At 70.2% G+C, this 17507-nt stretch carries 15 protein-coding genes; 3 read left to right on the top strand and 12 right to left on the bottom strand.

Annotated elements, in window-relative coordinates; translation table 11 throughout:
* Position 1: 1 nt before the first annotated feature.
* The 4 genes from HUA78_RS16880 to HUA78_RS16865 are packed head-to-tail and all read right to left on the bottom strand — an operon-like array spanning position 2 to position 4819.
* Positions 2-2902: a CHAT domain-containing protein gene (locus tag HUA78_RS16880; RefSeq protein WP_371745602.1), complete on the bottom strand. Its 2901-nt coding sequence runs from the start codon at positions 2900-2902 to the stop codon at positions 2-4.
* Between the two features lie 11 nt (positions 2903-2913).
* Positions 2914-3453 (bottom strand): hypothetical protein, encoded by a 540-nt coding sequence (locus HUA78_RS16875; protein ID WP_174462819.1) that lies wholly within the window; start codon positions 3451-3453, stop codon positions 2914-2916.
* 50 nt (positions 3454-3503) lie between these two features.
* Positions 3504-4238 (bottom strand): hypothetical protein, encoded by a 735-nt coding sequence (locus tag HUA78_RS16870; protein WP_371745601.1) that lies wholly within the window; start codon positions 4236-4238, stop codon positions 3504-3506.
* On the bottom strand, positions 4235-4819 hold the full coding sequence (locus HUA78_RS16865) for an RNA polymerase sigma factor (protein ID WP_174456508.1): 585 nt from the start codon (positions 4817-4819) through the stop codon (positions 4235-4237). Before HUA78_RS16865 ends, HUA78_RS16870 begins: the two co-directional genes overlap by 4 nt.
* 617 nt (positions 4820-5436) lie before the next feature.
* Between HUA78_RS16865 and HUA78_RS16860 the strand changes: the two genes are divergently transcribed.
* Positions 5437-6663, top strand: a complete 1227-nt coding sequence (locus HUA78_RS16860; RefSeq protein ID WP_141641609.1) for a GAF domain-containing sensor histidine kinase — start codon at positions 5437-5439, stop codon at positions 6661-6663.
* A 3-nt stretch (positions 6664-6666) separates the two neighbouring features.
* On the opposite strand, the gene HUA78_RS16855 is transcribed toward HUA78_RS16860, so the two are convergent.
* From HUA78_RS16855 to HUA78_RS16840, 4 genes are all read right to left on the bottom strand, one after another.
* Positions 6667-7143, bottom strand: a complete 477-nt coding sequence (locus HUA78_RS16855) for a GNAT family N-acetyltransferase (RefSeq protein ID WP_254623775.1) — start codon at positions 7141-7143, stop codon at positions 6667-6669.
* Between the two features lie 5 nt (positions 7144-7148).
* Complete coding sequence (locus HUA78_RS16850; RefSeq protein WP_254623746.1) at positions 7149-8039, bottom strand: biotin-dependent carboxyltransferase family protein; 891 nt, start codon at positions 8037-8039, stop codon at positions 7149-7151.
* Positions 8036-9322, bottom strand: coding sequence for a LamB/YcsF family protein (locus HUA78_RS16845; protein ID WP_174476719.1), 1287 nt, complete (start codon positions 9320-9322; stop codon positions 8036-8038). The genes HUA78_RS16850 and HUA78_RS16845 overlap by 4 nt, the downstream gene beginning before the upstream one ends.
* Before the next feature lie 209 nt (positions 9323-9531).
* Positions 9532-10992, bottom strand: coding sequence for a c-type cytochrome (locus HUA78_RS16840; protein ID WP_174476718.1), 1461 nt, complete (start codon positions 10990-10992; stop codon positions 9532-9534).
* 148 nt (positions 10993-11140) lie between these two features.
* Between HUA78_RS16840 and HUA78_RS16835 the strand changes: the two genes are divergently transcribed.
* On the top strand, positions 11141-12277 hold the full coding sequence (locus HUA78_RS16835; protein ID WP_174465839.1) for an aminotransferase class V-fold PLP-dependent enzyme: 1137 nt from the start codon (positions 11141-11143) through the stop codon (positions 12275-12277).
* A gap of 6 nt (positions 12278-12283) precedes the next feature.
* Here the strand turns inward: HUA78_RS16835 and cysK are convergent, their stop codons facing one another.
* Positions 12284-13207: a cysteine synthase A gene (gene cysK / locus HUA78_RS16830; RefSeq protein ID WP_141641604.1), complete on the bottom strand. Its 924-nt coding sequence runs from the start codon at positions 13205-13207 to the stop codon at positions 12284-12286.
* Between the two features lie 50 nt (positions 13208-13257).
* On the bottom strand, positions 13258-14103 hold the full coding sequence (gene epsC, locus HUA78_RS16825; RefSeq protein ID WP_174456504.1) for a serine O-acetyltransferase EpsC: 846 nt from the start codon (positions 14101-14103) through the stop codon (positions 13258-13260).
* 311 nt (positions 14104-14414) lie between these two features.
* Here epsC and HUA78_RS16820 point away from each other — a divergent pair, with 311 nt between their 5' ends.
* Entirely contained in the window at positions 14415-16058 is a 1644-nt protein-coding gene (locus tag HUA78_RS16820) for an AMP-binding protein (RefSeq protein WP_174476717.1), read from the top strand.
* On the opposite strand, the gene HUA78_RS16815 is transcribed toward HUA78_RS16820, so the two are convergent.
* Both HUA78_RS16815 and HUA78_RS16810 read right to left on the bottom strand, forming a co-directional pair.
* Complete coding sequence (locus HUA78_RS16815; protein WP_174476716.1) at positions 16045-16581, bottom strand: TfoX/Sxy family protein; 537 nt, start codon at positions 16579-16581, stop codon at positions 16045-16047. The two genes, HUA78_RS16820 and HUA78_RS16815, sit on opposite strands and share 14 nt — an antisense overlap.
* A 108-nt stretch (positions 16582-16689) precedes the next feature.
* Positions 16690-17487 (bottom strand): AraC family transcriptional regulator, encoded by a 798-nt coding sequence (locus HUA78_RS16810; protein ID WP_174462814.1) that lies wholly within the window; start codon positions 17485-17487, stop codon positions 16690-16692.
* Positions 17488-17507: the final 20 nt, after the last annotated feature.

The raw sequence follows: 17507 nt of genomic DNA, 5'->3' as shown, positions 1-17507 counted from the left end.
GTCAGGGGCGGGGCCCGCCGCGAGTTCGATGGCGGGCCCCGAGCGCGAGGCCGATGAGGAGCGCCGCCGCGATGACGAGCACCGCCTTGCTTCCCACTCCGACTGGGAAGCGGGCCGGGTCCTCGCGCGGCGAGGTGACCACGAGCGACGCATCTCCCAGCACCACCAGTCCTGCCCACGCGGCCGGGGGCAGCCCGTCATCGATGGCCTCCAACTGCGCGGCCCTCAGCGCCGCCGACGTGCTCGCCCCCGTGGCCAGGTGCCGGTAGAAGCGCTCCACCAGGTCCGCGGCTTCCGCGTCCTGCAGGGGCCACAAGCTGGCCACCACCGCGCGCGAGCCGGCCTCGAAGAAGGCGCGCGCCAGGCTCAGCACCCCTTCTCCGGCCAGCACCGCTCCAGAGGCGCTCCGACAGGCGGAGAGCACCACCAGCGCGCCCTTCAGGGGCAGGTCGACGATGTCACGAGGCTGGAGGATGCCGTCCTCCTCGTCGGAGCCCGGCGCGAGCACCAGCGCGGAGCGCTCGGGAGCCTCCGCGTCGACGACGGCATGGGCCGCCAGATGCAACACCTTCACGCGTGCGAGGTCGGTGTTCTTGAGGGCGCGCTCGGAGGCCTCGGTGCCCACCAGGAGGTGGGGTGTCACCTGGGTGGAGCGCAGCGCCTTCATCACCGCATGCCCCTCGCGCCGGGCCTCGGGAAGTGCTCCGAGCCGCGCCGCCTCCGCGAAGACGCCGCCGCGCTCTGTCGCCGCGATGGCTCCCTCCAGGGGAGACCGGGTGCGGTCGGGGTCCGCCAGCACCAGGGCTTCTCCCCCGGGGTCGTGCGGGGACTCCAGACGCCAGTGCCGCCACAGGCTGGCGGAGGGCACCAGGGCCAGCTCGTAACGCGCCACCAGGGGCTCGTCGCCCGGACGCTCCCGCAACGCGGCGAAGGGCAGGTCATGCAGCGGTCCATCCGGGACCAGCAACAGCTTGCGCACGCCCGGAGGCAGCGCCGCGAGCGCCGGGCCGAGCAGTTGCGCGTGGAGGGCCGCCGCCGCGCCGACCTCTGAGCCGTCGCGCCGCTCGAGCAGGCCGGAGAACAGCGTGACGGCCTGCGCGAGCCGCGCGCGCTCGGGGATGCGGTGCGCGCGCGCCCCGCCCCGTGTCACCACCAGCACCCACGCGCCGCCCCCCGAGACGTCGGACAGGTTCTTGTCGTCGCCCACGAGGAAGGCCAGCAGGGCCTCGTCCTCGGCCAGTTCCTGCTCGACGGCCTCCAGTGAGGCGAACTCCGTCGCGCCGTGTCGCGGCGCGGGCCGCAGGTCGCGCTCGCTGTGCTCCAGCGCCTGCAGCTCACGCAGGGTCTTCTCGCGCTCCAGGGCGGAGAGGTTCGGCTCCAGGAGTCGTCGCTGCACGGCCGTCAGTCGTCGTTGCACCTCCTGGCGCTCGGGTGTGGGCTTGGACGGAGACAACGCACGGGAAGCCATGAGGGCGTCGAGCAGCGTCCGCGCCCGCAGGCGCTCGCTCACCCCGAAGGCCCTGCGCAGCGCCTCCCGCTCGGGCAACACAGCGGCATTTCCCGTCGCGCCGCCCGCCTCCAGCGTCCAGCCCGCGAGGCGGTGGTAGTCGCGTGCCCAGTTCGAGAACAGCTCCGCCTGACTGGAGGCATCGGTCTGTGATTGGCGGAGGGCCTCCACCGCGTCCAGGGCCCGCTCGACATGCACCAGTGCCTCCAGCAGGGGCTGTGTCCGGTAGGCCACCGTGCCTCGGCCGCGCAGGGCCAGGGCCAGGTACTGCGGCTCGCCATGCGCGTAGGCCAGTCGCAGCGAAGTGTCGGAGTCCCGGAGCGCGGCGGCGGGGTCCTGGCCGGCCCGCCGCTCCGCGCGCGTCCAGAGACAGGCGATTCGCCGCTGGTTGGAGTCCAACTCCTCCGCCAGCTCCATGCAACGCTCCAGCAGCGCCTCGGCCTCGAGCTGCTCCTCCGGGGATGGGCCGAGCACGTCCACGACCAGGCGCAGCGCGCGACTCACCAGCTCCTTGCTCCCCGTGTTCTCCGCGGCGACCAGCGCCTCGCGGGCGAGGGCCAGCACCCGCGCCCCGCCGCCCGGCTCGCGGTCCCTATCCAGCCGCCGCAGCGCGAGGTTGGCGAGCGTGAACCGCGCCTGCCCCTCCAGGGCGAGGCCTCGCGTGTCGTGGGCGTGCTCCGCCAGGCGGCGGTTGGCCTCCGTGGCTTCCTCCAGCCTGCCCAGCCGCTCGCTGACGCCGGTCATGACGGTCAGGTACTGGGCCTTCAGCCCTGGGCTGCCGTCCGGAAAGGTGAGCGGCTCGGCGCGCTTGAGGACGCGAAAGGCCCGGCCCAGGTCCTGATCCACCTCGTAGAGTTGACTGGCCTCGACGAGGAGCGCGCGCGCGTGGAGATCCGCCCGCCCGGAAGACTGGGCCACCTCGACCACGCGTTGTGTCCACTCCCGGGCCTCGCTGCCGCGCCCCATCGTCAGGAGGATGGAGCGCAGGTTGATGCCGGCCAGCACCTCTCCCTCCGCGTTCTTGAGTCGACGGAAGGTCAAGGCGGCACGGTGGTAGGGCGCCTCCGCGGCCTTCCTGTCGGCCAGGTACTCCACGTGTCCGGACACCAGGGCCAGCCAGCCGTTGTCGGGATGACGCTCCATCAGGGCCTTCAGCTCGCGCCTGACGGTGTCGCGCGCGGGCGCGGCCTGCGCGCACTGGTAGAAGCACATCGCGGAGGACTGCTCCTCCGGATGGGCCTCGAATCGCTCCCGGCACTCCACGAGCGTGGGGGGCGGGGGACGGTCCGCGCCCTTCGCGAAAGCAGCGCCCGGACACACGACGAGGAGCATCCCCGCCGCGAGGGCGAGGATGCTCCAGTGACAGCCCTCGGGTCGTCGCTTCCGGAACGTCACAACAGGGGATGTCAGTGTGCTGAGTGGACTACGGGGATGCATTTGAGCACCTGCATCGTTGTCGGAACCGTCGGCCGCTCCGGCTCGGGCATCTCATCCTTCTCCATCTGCTCCAGCTCCCAGTAGCAGACGGACGGCTCGGACCACGGGGATGGCGCCACCGGAGACCAGCGCTCCACGGTGAGGATGGCCACCAGGCGCGGCGTGCTGCTCTGATAGGCGATGGCCCGCGCGTACAATGTGTCGGCGACCAGCGCGCGGTAGCTCAGTCTCAGGGGCGTGGTCTCGGTCAGCACGCCATGGGTCTGCGCCACCACGACGCCGGTGACACTGTTGACGAGCTGGAGGGTCACCAGTTGATTGACGCTGGTGCGCACGCCGTTCTCCACCACCGAGGCCACCACCTGGTCGCGCGCCTCGCCCGCGATGGGCGTGGACCGCACCACCGATGTGGTCACCGGAGGAACCTGCGCCCCGGCTTGTCCAGACAGTCCACCCACCAGTACCGCGAGCGCCAGCAGCCCCCCCTGCATCCATCGTTGCGTCTTCATTTGAATGCCTGCCTTCATGACGTTCCTCCCCTGACTTCGCTCCCCATGCATCACTCCAACCGATTGACGAAGGTGATGCCGCGAAGCACCTGTCCGTCCGGCAACCGCGCTTCCACCTGCCACAGCAGCTTCGTTCCCGACTCCAACGGCGCGAGGACGGAGGCGGGCACCCGGTACTCGCTCTGCTCCAGCGAGTCCGCGCGGTGCACCCAGCTCAGGTCCTCCGTGGACAACCGCACCGACCAGCGCGTGCCGGCGGGGCCTCCGCTCCAACGCAAGACACAGTCCTCCCGCTTCAGCGGCGCGTCCTCTGGCACCTGGGACACCAGCCCCGACGGGTCCGCTCCGCGCAGCCTGGGAGACAAGGTGTCCTCCCTCATCGCGACCCCCACCACGACCAGCGCCAGCGCCGCCGTCGCCGCCGCGCCCAGCAGGGGACGGCTCCAGGCGAAGCGGAACCGCCGCCGTTCCCGCGCCTCATCGGCCGGCCTCCGCGCGTGAGGGCCCGCCGCCTCGGGACGCTCGGGTGCCTCGGCCTCCCTGGCCGCGCGCGTCAGCTCCAGGGCCAGTCGCCACGCGGCGGCCCATGCGGGGTCGTCCGCCACGCGAGCGACGACGGCCTTCCGCTCCTCCATGGGCAGCTCCCCGCTCACCGCTCGCCACACGAGGTCGGCGTCCACCGGCTCGTCTCCCGCAACCAGCTCCTCGTCGCGCACCGCGGCGCGCAGGCGCTCGACGGTGGCCTCGTCGGGCTTCGTTTCGTCGTCGCGTCGATGCTCGCTCACGGCTCGAATCCCTTCGTGGAGAGGCAGACGCGCAGCGCGCTCAGCCCGCGGTAGACGAGGTTCTCGGTCCGCTTGCCGTCCCAGCCCATCAGCTCTCCTGCTTCCGGCACGGTGTGTCCCTGGAGGTACAGCGTCACCGCGAGCCTGCGGTCCTGTGCGAGCTGGCGCAGGCAGTCGCGCACCGCCCGGGCAATCTGCGACGCGCTCGCGGACTTCTCCGGGTCTCCCGACGCCACCGGCTGCTGAGGCAGCGACTCCACCTCCTCGATGGGGACCTCGCGGCGGCGATCCACGTTGCGCAGTTCGTCCACCAGCGCCGTGTACGCGACGCGGTACAGGTAGGAGGGGGAGAGCCGGGAGCGGTCGGGCTCGCGGCGCTGGAGCTCCATGACGCGCATCATCGCCGTCTGCACCAGGTCATCACGGCGGTTGGCCAGGCGCGGGGGACACACGCGGGCGACGGCCTGGGTCAGCTCCCTGCGAAGCTTCTCCAACTCGTGACCTGACAGAGGACTCGCGGCCAGGGTCGGCCTTGGTTGCGACTCCACGCGGAAGGTCCTCCAGGAAGCGCTCATGGTCATCGAAAGGTCCCTCCTCCGGCAAGTGTGACGCTCTGTTCGATGGGTATCTCGCTGGCAACGAAGGCTCGTTGCCTTCCTGGGATGGCGGACGACTCCGGCAAGGACACGCCTCGTGAGCTGTCGTGCGCCACGGGAAGCGACTTCTTCCCGTGCGGGTTGACCGGGCGGCCTCGCCACGAACTCAGCCCCGTGTTGTCCTCGGTCTTTCGCAAGGCGTCTCTCGGAGGTGGCGCGAGTCCGTCGACATGACGGTTCCTGGTGCGCGCCTGTCTTCCGGGACGGCCCCCGCGCTTTTTTCCCCTCACCCCCGTGCGCTGATTTTTCGGGAGGGGCGCGCACCCACACCGGCGCCTCCCACCTGAAGGGGCGAGCGGGTGCTATTTTCCATTCAGGTGGAAACCCCGGGTGGTGGGCGGATGTCGACGCGTGGGCAAAGCCCGTGACGTCGGGTGCTCCCTGGGCGCGCGGCGTGGCCGGGCGGGTCGCGGGTTCCTATATCTAGAAGATGTCGACAGGAGGCAGGTCGCCAGGATGCTCTCCGGGCGGACACGACGAGCGAATGAACGTCCTGTTTCCCAGGTGTGTTGGCTGAGTCCTTCTCACAAGGAGGCCGTCCCTTGCGAAGGTTTCAGGAGCGCCTGCCACTGGAGGCGCTGACATTCGACGACGCGCTGGTCTTGCTGGACGTGGTGCAGGAGCTGGCGCATCTGAGGACGCTGGAAGACGTCATGGCGCTGGTGCGCCGGGCGGCACGACAGCTCAGTGGCGCGGATGGGGTCACGTTCGTCCTGCGCGAAGGCAACCTCGTGCACTACGCGGATGAGGAGGCCATTGCCCCCTTATGGAAGGGGCATCGGTTCCCCATCGAGTCGTGCATCTCCGGGTGGGCCATCTTGAACCGGGAGCCCGTGGTCATCGAGGACATCTACGCGGATGACCGCATCCCTCACGACGTCTACCGCGCGACGTTCGTGAAGAGCCTCGTCATGGTGCCGGTGCGTCGCGCGGACCCCGTGGGGGCCATTGGCGCGTACTGGGCGGAGCGCCGGGTGCCGGGGATTCGGGAGGTGTCCCTCCTCCAGTCGCTCGCGGACTCCGCGGCCGTCGCGGTGGAGAACGGGCGGCTGTACGAGGCAGAGCGCGCGGCGCGGCGGGCCGCCGAGTCGGAGACGCGCCTGCGCCGGGAGCTGCTGGCGATGGTGTCCCATGACTTGCGCAATCCGCTGGGCGTCATCGCCATGACGTCATCGCTGCTGGCGCCGCTGCTGTCTCCGCTCAACGGGCGCGCGCGGCATCATCTGGACACGCTCAACCGCTCGGCGCTGCGGATGGAGCGGCTCATCCATGACCTGCTCGACTTCGCGGCCATCGAGGGCGGGGGCTTCCGGGTGAGCCGCGTGCCGTTGGCGCTCTCGCGGCTGTTGGAGCAGGCGTCGGAGCTGGGGCCGCTGGCACAGGAGCGGGGCATCGGGCTGGAGCTGCGCGTGCCCGAGCGGGATGTCGACGTGCGATGTGACCCGGACCGCATCCATCAGGTGTTCTCCAACCTGGTGGGCAATGCCGTCCGCTTCACGCCCGCGGGTGGGCGCATCACCGTCATGGCGGAGGTCCATGCGGATTGGGTCGAGCTGAGCGTGGAGGACACGGGGGCGGGGATTGCGCCGGAGGTCTTGCCCGTCTTGTTCGACAGGCTCCAGCGGCCGACGCGAGTGCCTGGGAGTGGCGTGGGGCTGGGGCTCTCCATCACCCGAGGCATCGTCGAGGCGCACGGTGGCGCGGTGCGCGTGCGCAGCGAGCTCGGGCAGGGGACGACCTTCACCTTCACGCTGCCGATGGAGGGCTGAGCGTCAGGGGTGGAGGCGCTCGTAGCGGCCTTCGGTGACGCGGTGGAAGCCGAGTGACTCCGCGAGCCGGATGGCGCCGAGGTTGCCGGGCTGGGTGAGGGCGAACAGCCTCTTCAGGCCGAGCGATTGGAAGCCGAACTCGAGCAGGGCCCGCGACGCCTCGCGTGCGTAGCCGTGACCCCAGAAGGCCGGGTCGAGCTCGCAGCCGTATTCCGCGGAGGTGTCCTCGGGCGCTTGCTTGCGCACGCCGCAGGTGCCGATGACGCGGCTGTCCAGGGTGATGGCGAGCTGGTACTTCGCCCGGGGGACTTCTTGCGCCCAGCCACACAGCATGGCGACGAAGGCGCGTACGTCCTCCTGGGTCGGTGGCGGCTGGCGGTAGTGCTCCAGGTACGCGGGCTTGGAGTGGTAGGCGAAGACGCTCGGGGTGTCTTCGCGCTGGAAGTCCCGGAGGACGAGCCGTTCGGTGCGCAGCTCCATGCGGTTCACCCTGCTCGGGCTCCGCCACGAAAGCGCCGCAGGTGCTGTCGCCAGGCCTCGCGTGCTTCGTCTGGATTGACGGCGTGGAACTCGACGGTGGCTCCGGGGCGCCGTGCTCCGAGCCGACCCCAGTCCGCGCGGATGACGGTGGCGATGAGCGGATAGCCGCCCGTGGTGGGGTGGTCCGGCCCGAGGATGATGGGCTCACCCGACAGCGTCACCTGGATGGCGCCGCGCACCATGGGCCGCGACGTGCTCGCGCCCTCATCGCCATGCGCCAGCGCGGGACCCTGCAGGCGCATCCCCACGCGGTCGCTCGCGCTCGACACGGTGAAGCTGCTTCCCAGGAGCGAGGCCGCCATCAGCGCGTCGAAGCTCTCCGTGTCCGGTCCGAGCATCAGCCGGATGGGTGCCGTGTCATCCCAGATGCCTTCCGCGTCCACCTGCTCCGAGGGCCCTCGCGGCGCTCCCACGGGAAGCGAATCCCCGGGGCGCAGCACGCGCCCTTCGTGTCCACCCAGTCGCGCCACCAGCAGCGTGCCGCGCCCACCCAGCACCTCCGGCACGTCCAGTCCACCGTCCACCGCGACGTAGCGGATGCTGGCGTGCTCCGGGGCGGGCACGCGGAGGCTCTCCCCGTCGGACACCACCTGTGCGCTTCTCCCATCCACCGAGACGCGCAAGGGCCTGCCTCGCGCGCGCAGCTCCAGGGACCCCAGGCACTCCAGCGCCGCCGCGTCCCAGGTGTTGCCCACGGCGCGGTTGGCCAGCGCCAGCAGCTCCGGCACCAGCGCGCCACCGGGTGGGACGCCATGGTGCATCTGCCCCGGCCGCCCGCCGTCCTGCACCGTGGCGGGCCCTCCCATCCCCACGATTTCCAGCCAGCCCGCCATCATCCCACCCGCTCGAAGCGCACCCGGTCACCGAGTTGCAACACCGCGCCCCGGTCCGGGTGGAAGGCCGTGAAGTCCAGCGCCGTGCCAATCAGGTTCCAGCCCCCCGGTGACGCGAAGGGATACACGCCCGTGCGTCCTCCCGCGATGCCCACCGCGAGCGCCGGCACCCGCATGCGCGGCGTGGGAAGGCGCGGCACGACGATGCGGGGGTCCAACTCGCCCAGATACGCGAAGCCCGGGAGGAAGCCCACGCAGCGCACCGAGTACTCGCGCGCCGCATGGAGCCGGGCCACCTCGTCCACGGACAGGCCCGCGCGCGTGGCGACCTTCTCCAAATCGGGACCGTCGTAGCGCACGCGCAACGTGATGAGCGCCTGCTCCGGCGGGGCCACCGTCTCGCGCAGCAGTCGCGCCAGCGCCAGGCGGGGTTCATCGGGAGGCGCGGAGGGGTCGAAATACACGCAGGCGTGTTCCTCGGTGACGACGGCGTCCACCACGCCGGGCAGGGCCCGAAGCACCTCGCGCGCCGCCCGCCGCTCCAGGCTGTCGGGCAGCGTCAGCCGCAGCGCGCCGTCTCCCAGCGGCTCCACGTGGAGTGACAGCGCGTCCAGCGTGGCGCGCACCTCGCGGGCCAGCTCCACCGCCCCGGGCGTGTCGCCATGCACGCACACCGTATCGACGGTGCCCTGGGTCGCCAGCCGCACGGTGTTCTCCCGCACCTTCGCCGCCTCCGTGAGCACCGCGCCCGGTTGCCCCCGGGGAATCAGCGAGCCATCCGGAAGCGTGCCCCGGTCCGCGAAGCCCTCGCGTGCATGGGCCAGCCCCGCATTCCTCGCCGCGTCTCGCAGCGAGCCCTCGGCGGGCGCGATGAGGGTGACGCCCGTGCCCAGCGCCTCGACGATTCCCTCCACCACCGCGCGCGCCAGCACGGGCGAGGTGTTGGCCGCGTGGTACAGCGCGCCGTGGAGCTTGGCGTAGACGACCGGCACCCGCTGCTCCTGCGCCAGCCTGGAGAGGCGCGCGCACTGGCTCGCCACCTGTCCGCGCAGGACGTCCGGTGTCACGTCGAGCGCTCTTCGTCCGAAGCCCTCGCGGTCCTCATAGGACGGATGCGCGCACACCCGGGTGCCATGGCGCGCGCACAGCTCCAGCGCTCGGCGCATGGAGGCGTCGTCTCCGGCGTGTCCGCCACAGGCGATGTTGGCCACCTGGGCGAGCGCATAGAGCCGCGCATCCTCGTCGGGCAGCTCACCCAGGTCGATGTTGAGGAGGCACTCCGTCATGCGTCCACGCTATGCGAGCCGCGTCCCGGACGCAGCCTTCTCCCCACGGGGCGGAAGGCTTGGAAGATTACACGCACCACCCCGGGGCAGGGGCCGGTTGGCACCGGGGTGGCACGTGCCCCGGCGTGTCGAAGGACACCCCGAGGAACTTCCACCCCAGATACGTGGGGGCTCCCTTTCTCCGGTCATTTCCCGCGAATTTCAGCGGGTCAGTGGGAGACGGGAGGCAGGGTCGCGGGGCCTCCGGATTTCACCCAGCGGACGAGGGCCAGCGCGGTGGGTACGTCGAGCAACTCCGCGTAGGTGGGCATCGTCGTCCCCGGCTGGAACTGCTCCGGGTTGCGCACCCAGCGCACCAGCTCCGCGTCGCCCCGGCGGGAGGCGCGAGCGAGCCGGTCATGGTAGCGGGCCCCGGGCGCATGACAGCCCGCGCAACCCAGTTGCGTGAAGAGCTTGGGCGCATCCACCCGGGCCGGCACGACTCGAGGCTTGCGCGGCGCGGGCGGTGCGACCTTCGGTGGCGCCGATGCGGAGGCACTGCTGCTCGGCGCCGCCGTGGCTCCAGTGGTCGCGACGCTCGCTGGCGCCGAAGTGGCCTCGGCCGGAGTCGCGACGCTTTGACCGCTCGTTGGAGCGGGCGCGTGGGCGACCTCGCCCGTCGGTGCGGCCTCCGCGGGGGCTTCCACTTCACGGACGTCTTCGGTCAACGAGACTGGCGTTACCCATTCCGGGCGGGGCGTCGTGGCGGTGAGTCGGGGCCGTGCTCCGTCCACGGCGTTCTTCCGAGGTGGCATCGAGCGCAGATAGTCATAGAGGGCCTGGGCCTCCTCCTCATCCATACCGCGAAAGCGGGGCATGGGCGAGCGCAGCGCGGAGCCATCCGGCGCAATCCCATCCCGCACCGCGCGCATGAAGTCCGCCCGCGTCCAGTGGGCGAGCCCCGTCTCATGGAAGGTGATGTTGCTGGAGTGGACCTCCTGGCCCTCCGGGTCCTTGAAGGACATTCCTCCCGAGAAGACGTCATCGCCCTGCGTCTTGTCCGGACTGAAGCCCGGCGTGTGACAGGAGGCGCAGTCGTAGACGTCCTGGGCCATGTACCGGCCGTACTCCAGCGTGGGGCCCTTGGGCGGCACGGGGATGCCGACGACGGGCCGCTGCACCGGCTCGTTGCCGGTGATGACTCGGAAGCCCAGTCCGCCAATGAAGCTGAAGTCGGAGCGCGGCGCGGGAGTCGCGTCCGGCGTGAAGAGGGGATGCCCCGAGCGCATGAAGCCCAGCACCGCCGCCAGGTCCTTGTCCCCCATGCCATAGCTGGGCATCACCATCAGCCGTCCGTCTCGACTCACCGCGTAGCGGATGACGCGCGCCAGCTCCTCGTCCGTCGCCGCGCCGATGCCCGCCGTGGGGTGCGAGGTGAGGTTGGACGAGTGGAAGTCGCCCATGTACGACGGCAGCTCGTGCAGCGGCGCGCCGGAGGCCGTCTCCGCGTCACCGCTCCGGTGACACGCCTCGCAGCTCGCATGGAAGATGACCGCCCCGCGCGCGAGCGCCGCTGGAGAGGTGTCCGCGCGAATGGGCGGATAGGGGGCCTTGACGGTGCCGGCACAGCCCGCCAACAGGAGGCCCAGCAGCAACGTGCTCCTCACGGAACCGCGAACCTCGCGACGCATGCACTGCGCTCCCCGCTGATGAGGGCCGGAGGTATAGCCCATCCGCTCACCGTCAGGGGAGGGGGCCCCTGATGGCGGGTGAACGCGGGCACGCCTCCCCGCGCACGTCGTCCGCCTGACTGGGAGGCGGGTGGCTAGACTCGGACGCATGACGCGCTCCCTCGAGTCCTACCGCGCCCTCTTCCCGGTGCTGCAAGAGCAGCTCTACTTCAACCATGCCGGAGTCGCGCCCACCAGCCTGCGCGCCGCCGAAGCCGTGCGCGAGTGGATGGACGACCTCGTCTACCATGGCATCCGCCACGAGCGAGGCTGGGAGGCCCACTGCGAGCGCATCCGCGCGTTGGCGGCGCGCCTGCTCCATGCCGAGCCCGGCGAAGTGGCCTTCGTGCGCAACACCAGCCACGGCCTGGGTCTGGTGGCGGAGGGCCTGGACTGGAAGCCGGGGGACGAGGTGGCCGTGGCCACGTCGCTGGAGTACCCCTCCAACGTCTACCCGTGGCTGCACCTGAAGGACCGCGGCGTCGCGGTGCGCGAAATCCAGGTGCCGTCCGGAGGTGTCACCCCCGAAGCGGTGGAGCAGGCCCTGACGCCGCGCACGCGGCTGGTGGCGGTGTCCTCCGTGCAGTTCGCCACAGGGCACCGAACGGACCTGGAGGCGGTGGGCCGGGTGTGCGAGCGCGCGGGCGTCCTCTTCTGTGTGGACGGCATCCAAAGCGTCGGCTGTGTGCCGGTGGACGTGAAGAAGTGTCGCATCCACTTCCTGAGCGCAGACAGTCACAAGTGGATGCTCGGTATCTCCGGCATTGGCCTGTTGTACGTGGCGAAGGAGGTGCTGCCCCGGCTGCGTCCGGTGCTGGTGGGCTGGCGCAGCACCACTGACGCGTGGAACTTCAACCGCACCCACTTCGAGCTGCGCGCCGACGCGGGCAAGTTCGAGGAGGGCAGCGCCGCGTACCCGGGCCTCTACGCGCTGGGCGCCGCGCTGGAGCTGTTGCAGGAGGTGGGCGTGGAGAACATCGAGGCGCGCATCCGGGAGCTGCTCGCATCCCTGGAGAAGGGCCTGCTCGCGCTGGGCTGCGAGGTGGGGCCCGCGCCGGAGCATCGCGCGGGCATCCTCACCTTCCTGCCGCCCGGGGCGCAGGCGCGGGCGCTCGGGGCATATCTGTCCGAGCACCACGTCGCCCACTCCGTGCGCCGGGGGCGCATCCGCCTGTCCCCGCACTTCTACAACCTGCCGGAGGAGATGGACCGGCTGGTGGAATTGGTGCGGGGATACGGCGGCTGACGGCGCTCAGCCCTGGGGCGAGAAGAGCGTGTCGATGGACAGGTAGCGCTCGCCGGTGTCGTAGCAGAAGCACAGCACGCGGCTGCCGTCCGACATCTCACCCAGCTTCTGGTTCACCGCGGACAGCGCGGCGCCGGAGGAGACGCCCACGAAGATGCCCTCCTCGCGCGCGGAGCGGCGGGTGAACTCGAAGGCGTCTTCCTCGGTGACCTGTACGGTGCCGTCCAGCACCTCGGTGTGGAGGTTCTTCGGGATGAAGCCCGCGCCGATGCCCTGGATGGGGTGGGGGCCGGGCTGGCCGCCGCTGATGACGGGCGACTTGGTGGGCTCCACCGCGAGGACCTTCAGCTTGGGCCAGTGCTGCTTGAGCACTTCGGCGCAGCCGGTGATGTGGCCGCCGGTGCCCACGCCGGTAATCAGGTAGTCCAACCCGTCCGGGAAGTCCTTGAGGATTTCCTGGGCGGTGGTGCGCTTGTGCACCTCGATGTTGGCCTCGTTCTCGAACTGCTGGGGCATCCACGAGTCGGGAACCTGGGAGAGCAGCTCGTTGGCGCGGGCGATGGCGCCCTTCATTCCCTGGGCGCGCGGGGTGAGTTCGAACGTCGCGCCATAGGCGGCCATCAGGCGGCGGCGCTCGACGCTCATCGACTCCGGCATGACGAGCACCAGCTTGTAGCCCTTCACCGCGGCGACCATGGCCAGACCGATGCCGGTGTTGCCGCTGGTGGGCTCGATGATGACGCTGTTCTTCTTGAGGATGCCGCGCTTCTCCGCGTCCTCAATCATGGAGAGGGCGATGCGGTCCTTGATGCTGCCGCCCGGATTGGCGCGCTCCAGCTTCATGTGGACCGTGACGCGCGACGGGAACAGCCGGTTGATGCGTACGTGCGGCGTGTTGCCGATGGTCTCGAGGATGTTGTTGACCTTCATGTCGGGCCTCGTCGGGGGCTGCGCGGGGTAGGTGCTTCGCAAAGGCGTCATCAAATGTGGAACTCGATGGCGTCCAGGACGCCGTCGGCTCCACGGGGACGAATCTCGCTGCGTCGGGTGACGACGGAACCCGGAGGGATGCTCTGCGTGAGCCACGCGTTGCCGGCGATGATGCTGCCGTGACCCACCACCGTCTCCCCTCCGAGGATGGTGGCGTTGGCGTACACCACCACGTCGTCCTCAATCGTGGGGTGGCGCTTCTTGTCGGCCAGGGCCTTCTCCACCATGAGCGCGCCCAGCGTGACGCCCTGGTAGAGCTTCACGTTGTCGCCGATGAGCGTCGTCTCACCGATGACGACGCCGGTGCCGTGGTCGATGACGAACCGCCGGCCAATGGTGGCGCCGGGGTGGATGTCCACGCCGGTGCGCTGGTGGGCGAACTCGGTGAGCAGCCGTGGCAGGAGCGGGAAGCCGAGCATGTGCAGCGCATTGGCCACGCGGAAGATGGCGATGGCCTGGAAGCCCGGGTACGTGAGGATGACCTCGTCCACGGAGCGGGCGGCGGGGTCCGCGTCGAAGATGGCCTGCGAGTCCTGACGGAGCCAGTCGTAGAGCTCCGGCAGCCGCTCCATGAAGCGCGCGGGGATGCTGGCGTTGATGTCCGGGTAGAGGGGCGCGAGCGTTTCGCGCAGGCGGTGGAGGCTGGCCTCCACGGTGGTGACGTCCCGGCGGACAGCGGCGGCGGTACACTCCAGGCGCTCCGCGAAGTGAGGGAACAGCAGCCCGAGGACCTGTGCGACGAACTCGGGGGCCGCCCGGCGCACGTCCGGGGGGAAGCAGTGGCGCTGTCGGGCTTCCAGCAGTGCCGCGACCAGCCTGGCGTTGGAATCATCCATGAACCCCTCCATTTAATGCGGTGCGTGGTGGGGCCGCACCACCTGAATCCCTGGATGGCTCGGAAGTTCGGGTGAGTGTGGGACAAGTGGACAGCGGGGGATGCCGGGGGGCTGCCCTGGCGGGCGTCCGACCGGGGGGGGAGGGGGCCCGAGGGCGCGGGGAGTGGCCTCCGGTGACCCCAGGGGGTGCCTGAAGGGAACAGCATCCACCGGGTCGCCCGGGTTTAGGACCGCTTGTCGGGCGGGCGCTTCACAGCGGACTCGCCCCAGGGGCGCTTGCTCGACCTTCTTGACGGCGTGACGATGGGTGCATGAGCCAGGCTCCCTCGTATGTCCATGGCACCAGTGCCACGCCGCTCCTCGGTGAGACCCTCGGGCAGAACCTGCGAACAACGGTGGAGCGCCATGGGGACCGCGAGGCGCTGGTCGTCGTCTCGCAGGGGTATCGGGCCACGTACCGGGAGATGTGGGAAACCACCACGCAGGTGGCGAAGGGCCTGCTGGCGATGGGCGTGGAGAAGGGGGACCGCGTGGGCCTCTGGTCTCCCAATCGTTTCGAGTGGGTGGTGACGCAGTACGCGGCGGCGCGCATTGGCGCCATCCTGGTGAACCTCAACCCGGCCTATCGCACGGCGGAGCTGGAGTACTCGCTCAACCAGTCGGGCACCAGTGTGCTGCTGTTGGCGCGGGGTTTCCGCCAGACGGACTACCGGGCCATGCTGGAGGAGGTCCGCCCCCGCTGCCCTCAGCTCCGCGTGGCGCTGGTGCTGGACGACGACTGGCAGCTGTTGCTCTCCAACGCGAAGCACGTGAGCGAGCACACGCTGGAGGACCGCGAGGCGTCGCTCCAGTTCGACGACCCCATCAACATCCAGTACACGTCCGGGACGACGGGCTTCCCCAAGGGCGCCACGCTGTCGCACCACAACGTGCTGAACAACGGGTACTTCATCGGCGAGGCGCTGCGCTACGGGCCGGAGGACAGGGTGTGCATCCCCGTGCCCTTCTACCACTGCTTCGGAATGGTGATTGGGAACCTGGCCTGCACGTCGCATGGCTCGACGATGGTGATTCCGGGCGAGGCGTTCGACCCGCTGGCGGTGCTCCAGGCGGTGCAACTGGAGCGCTGCACGTCGCTGTACGGCGTGCCGACGATGTTCATCGCGGAGCTGGACCACCCGCGCTTCGGTGAGTTCGATTTGACGACGCTGCGCACCGGCGTCATGGCGGGTTCACCGTGTCCGGTGGAGGTGATGAAGCAGGTGCAATCGCGGATGAACATGCGCGAGGTGACCATCTGCTACGGGATGACGGAGACGTCTCCGGTGTCCACGCAGAGTTCGCTGGATGACCCGTTCGACAAGCGGGTGTCCACGGTGGGGCGCGTGCATCCGCACCTGGAGGTGAAGGTCATCAACGCGGAGACGGGGGCGGTGGTGCCTCGCGGGGCGGCGGGAGAGCTTTGCACGCGGGGCTACAGCGTCATGCTGGGGTACTGGGCGAACGAGGAGGCCACGGCGAAGGCGGTGGACGCGGCGGGGTGGATGCACACCGGCGACCTGGCGACGATGGACGTGGACGGCTACGTGCGGATTGTCGGTCGCATCAAGGACCTCATCATCCGGGGCGGGGAGAACATCTCTCCGCGCGAGGTGGAGGAGTTCCTGCACACGCACCCGGGCGTCAGCGAGGCGCAGGTCATCGGTGTGCCGAGCGCGAAGTACGGCGAGGAGGTGATGGCCTGGGTGAAGCCGAAACCGGGCGTGACGCTCACGCCCGAGGAACTGAGGAAGCACTGCACGGGCCGCATCGCCACGTTCAAGGTGCCGCGCTTCTGGAAGCTGGTGGACGCGTTCCCGATGACGGTGACGGGCAAGGTGCAGAAGTTCCGGATGCGAGAGGTCTCCGTGGCCGAGCTGGGCCTGGAGGCGGCCTCGTCCATCAAGACCGCTTGAGGCGGGGGCTCTTGCGCGCGGTCTTCTTGGCGACGGCGCGCTTTTTCGGGGGCGTCGACCTTGTCGACAGGGACTTCGGCTTCGGCTTGCTCGGGGCCGGGGTCTTCTTCGCGGCGGCCTGCTTCTTCGGCGCTTTCTTCTCGACCGGGGCCTTCTTCGCTGCTGCCGCGGGCTTCTTCTTCGGAGCCTTCTTCAGCGCGGCCCTCGCCGCCGCGTCGACGGCACGGCGAGCCCAGGGCAGCAGCTCATACGCGTCATCGCTCGCGTCGGCGGGCGGCGTCCAGTAGCCCAGCGCCACCGTCTTCCCGCCGCCCTCGAAGATGAAGGGTCGGCAGCCGGCGGCCTGGAAGTCGGGCCTGGTGACGTCGTCAACCTTCAGGAAGAGCTGTCCGTCTCCAATGAGGCCGAACATCCGTCCTCCGAAGTACAGGCCCCACCCGCCGAACATCCGCCGAGCCTGGACCGGCCCGAGCTTCTCCAGCAACTCCACCACGTACTCCACGAAGCTGTCCGTCCGAGCCACGCTGCTCCTCCTTCACACCACGTCCCGATGAAACGCTGGAGGGATAACATCCCCGCGCGTCTTGTCGTAGGGCATCGAAAGGGGGAGCGTAGCGGAGGTGACGCGCGCTCAGCCGCGCCCGCGTGCAAGCGCCGAGGGCGTGCACCCGAACTCCTGCCGGAACGCGCTGGTGAAGTGACTGTGCGAGGAGAAGCCCACTCCGAGCGCGACGTCCGTGAGGCGGCCTGATGCCTCCTCCAACTCGAACAGCGCGGCGCGCAGCCTCACGCGGGTGAGGTGTCGATGCAGTGTCTCCCCTGTCACCGCGTGAAAGACGCGACTGGCGTGGAAGGGGGATGCGTGGACCTCCGAAGCGAGCGCCTCCAGCGTCAGCCGCTCCGCGAAGCGCGTGGCCACCTGGTGTTGCAACTCCTCCGTGAGTTGACGCCACGCGGGCGTGACGGAGGCTGCTCGCGTCCGCTCGGGCGCGGCGTCCCGCACGAAGCGATGGACCAGGGCCAGCGCGACTTCCTCTCGCGCCAGCGGGTCCGTGTCTCGCAAGAGCTTGAAGTGCAGGCGTGCCACCTCCGCGGAGACCTGGAGGACCTGGGCTCGAACGTGCGGGCCCAGCTCCTCCGCCAGCGCGCCACGCAGGAGCAGCAGCGTGCTGCGCTGTGGCTGCTCCCCGGTCGAGGCCATCCAGTACTCGTCACCCGGAACCTGCAGCGCGGCGGTCGTCGGGTCCACCACGCTCCGTTGCCGACCGAGGGTCCGCACATGCATCCCCGCGCGCAGCAGGTCCAGCTCGACGTAGTGCGCCTGCTCCAGCGTCCGAGCCTGGCGCGCTCCGGGACACGTCCACTCGCCCACGAAGAGTTCGTTTCCCTCGACGAGCGGGCGCATCGGACTGGGGAGGTCCCAGCTCATTCTCTCGCCCGCGCGGTCAT

The sequence above is a fragment of the Myxococcus sp. CA033 genome (genome assembly GCF_013336625.1).
Classification (GTDB): domain Bacteria; phylum Myxococcota; class Myxococcia; order Myxococcales; family Myxococcaceae; genus Myxococcus; species Myxococcus llanfairpwllgwyngyllgogerychwyrndrobwllllantysiliogogogochensis.
The sequence above is the reverse complement of the archived record's forward strand: the minus strand, read 5'-3'. Positions and strand labels throughout refer to the sequence as shown.